The 2,940-nt window shown below is 41.2% G+C and carries 3 protein-coding genes; all 3 read left to right on the top strand.

Going from position 1 to position 2,940, the window contains the following annotated elements; all coding sequences use genetic code 11:
• The coding region (gene bioD / locus L652_RS0100055; RefSeq protein ID WP_024594696.1) for a dethiobiotin synthase at positions 1-590 on the top strand (590 nt) is incomplete at its 5' end.
• 121 nt (positions 591-711) lie between these two features.
• Positions 712-2,295: an FAD-dependent oxidoreductase gene (locus tag L652_RS0100060; RefSeq protein WP_024603155.1), complete on the top strand. Its 1,584-nt coding sequence runs from the start codon at positions 712-714 to the stop codon at positions 2,293-2,295.
• Positions 2,296-2,507: 212 nt separating this feature from the next.
• A partial coding sequence (locus L652_RS0100065) for a M48 family metalloprotease (RefSeq protein WP_024603156.1) occupies positions 2,508-2,940 on the top strand: 433 nt, incomplete at its 3' end.

The following is a 2,940-nucleotide window of genomic DNA, read 5'->3' on the forward strand; positions in this document are numbered from 1 at the left end:
AAGCCATTGGCTTTAAACCCCTTGCTGCTGGCTGCGAAATGGCGTTCGATCAACTAGTAAACGCCGATGCCCTAATACTAATGGAAAGCGCAACAGTGAGCGCTAAATACGACGTAGTAAATCCGTTTGCGTTTGCACCACCTATTGCGCCGCACATAGCAGCGGAGCAAGTTGGGGTTAGTATTACTGTTGATAAACTTAGTGATGCTTATAAAAACGTAAAACAACAGGGCGCTGACATTATACTTACAGAAGGTGCTGGTGGTTGGGCATTACCTATTAATAAAAACGATTATTTATACGACTGGGTTAAAGCAGAGCAACTGCCGGTAATACTTGTTGTTGGCATGAAGCTAGGTTGCTTAAATCATGCGTTACTAACCGCTGCGCATATGCAAAGTATGGGTATAAACTGCGTTGGCTGGATTGCAAACCAAGTCGATAAAAACATGGACGAATACCAAGCGAACCTTGATTCACTTAAAGCACGTTTACCGTTTCCAATACTTGCTATAAGCCCATACAGCGAGCAAACTCCTAAGTTACAAATATACAAAAGCTTGCTTAGTGCGTTATCTATAAACACTTAAGTGGTTTTAAAAAAGTTACTTTTTTAGGTAAATCTTGAAATAGTCAGCCTTAGTACACATATAAACGTTTATAAATACATAGCTTGCTTAAAGACAATGTTACTAAGGACATAACGACTATATGACGCACCCATTTATTGAAAACTACGCCCCAGATGCGCACGTAAGCGCTGAGCCAAAGGCACTAAACTATGGCTTACCTAAAAAACGCGTAGGTATAATAGGTGGAGGCACAGCTGGCGCCACTATAGCCATTAGACTTGCTGCGTTAGGGCTAGAAACTTATGTGCTTGAAAAGAAAAAGTCGTTAATTGATGGCCCTCCAATGTGCCATTTGCATGCGGGTGGCAACTTATATCGTGAAATACCCGACGAAGACTGCATAGATTTACTCAAGCAATGTATAGATATTGCGCGCCTTTATCCTTACACCATCGATGTTCGCCCCACAGTATTTGCAGTGCCTAAACGCGATGACGACTCACCGGAGGACTTATTTCCGCGTTTAAATAAATTAGTAAAAGCCTACAGCGAGCTTGTAGAGCAAGATAGCGCTAATAAAGTGTTAGGCGAGCCAGAGCATTATTATCAGTTATATAGTTATGAGCAAATGCTAAAGCTTGCTAAGCAAAAACAAGTAGCCAAGCCCACGTCGTTAGATGAGTGGATGATACCCGTGGCTAAGCATTTAGATTTAGATAAGCTAAAGTTTCCGCTAATTGTTGCACAAGAATATGGCTGGAATATTTTTCGTTTATCGGCCAGTGCACAACTCGCCCTTGCACAGTACAAACACGCTCACGTTTTAACAAGCACCAGTGTTAAAAATGTATCGCCAGTTATAAATACCAATAATGATAAGCAAACACTTAAGTGGCGTATTGAATACCAATCAGAGCCAAGCCTTGATGAACAACCTGATACTTCAACCAATACACAAGCCGATACGCAAACCATTGAGGTAGATTACCTAATTAATGCGTGTGGTTTTCAAACCGGTATTATTGACGACCTCGTTGGGGTAGATGTAAAACGCATGGTCGAATTTAAAGCCTCTTATATAACTCATTGGCAAGGTGCTGGTGGGCAAATACCCGAAATTATTATTTACGGTAACCGTGGCACACCAGAGGGCATGGCGCAGCTAACGCCTTACCCTAACGGGTATTTTCAAATACACGGCATGACCAACGACATTACGCTATTTAATGATGGCTTAGCTGATGCAACACCAATGAGTGCTCAACCTAAACTCCCTGATAAATACCTGCACTATATTAAAGATGGGTGGGACAAAACAGCATTGCAAACACGTAACCAAACAGCAATAGATTATGTAGCCGAGTTTGTACCTGCATTTAAAACTGCTAGCACACAAAATAATGCCTTGTATGGCGGGCAACAAATCCCAGGGGATGACGACACTTTGCGCGTAGCCGATGTAAGTTTATATTCGCATATTAGTTACGCACGGGCCGAAAATGTTAAAGCATCGTCAACGTTAATAGCGGCAGATCAAATAGTGGGTGAGTTTATAAAATTAGGAATAATAAGTAGCGATCCTGCTGTAAATCATCACCGCAGTACCCACCAATGGTCGTACCTTAAACATAATAGCGGCGACAAAATTGACGAAGTTGCACGCATATTGGCACACGAGCGTGGTTTTCCAATTGATATGGCAGAGCTTAATAACAGCTTGTAATAAGCTGACTTATAAAGAAACTTTAGTCTTAAATTTGCTATAAAATGCCTCTCAAAAAAATTATCAATAAACACATAAATAACACTTGTGTTATGACATAGTTTGTCACAGAATAGCGCTAACGTTATGACATAGTGTGTCATAACGCAGTGGTTGCTTTAACCTAATTTAATTTTATGTTCGGTGATCAAACCTATTTTTGTGAGGACAATATGAAACGTATATTTTTGTTTTTATTAACTAACCTAGCGGTTATGTTGGTATTAGGTGTAGTGCTTTCAATAATAATGAGTGCGCTGGGCTTAAGCCATCGTAGCCTTGGCGGAATTTTACTTATAGCCACAGTATTTGGTTTTGGTGGATCGTTTATTTCGTTATTTATGTCGAAATGGATCGCTAAAAAATCAACAGGCGCGCACGTAATTACGCAGCCTCGAAACGAAACCGAACATTGGCTTGTACAAACGGTATCTGCGCAAGCACAAAAAGCAGGTATCAAAATGCCAGAAGTGGCTATTTACGACAGCCCAGAAATGAACGCGTTTGCAACGGGCCCAAGTAAAAACAACTCGTTAGTGGCAGTAAGCACAGGCTTAATGCACAACATGACCAAAGATCAGGCCGAAGCCGTACTTGCCCACGAAG

The sequence above is a fragment of the Pseudoalteromonas sp. TB25 genome (assembly GCF_000497995.1).
Classification (GTDB): Bacteria; Pseudomonadota; Gammaproteobacteria; order Enterobacterales; family Alteromonadaceae; genus Pseudoalteromonas; species Pseudoalteromonas distincta.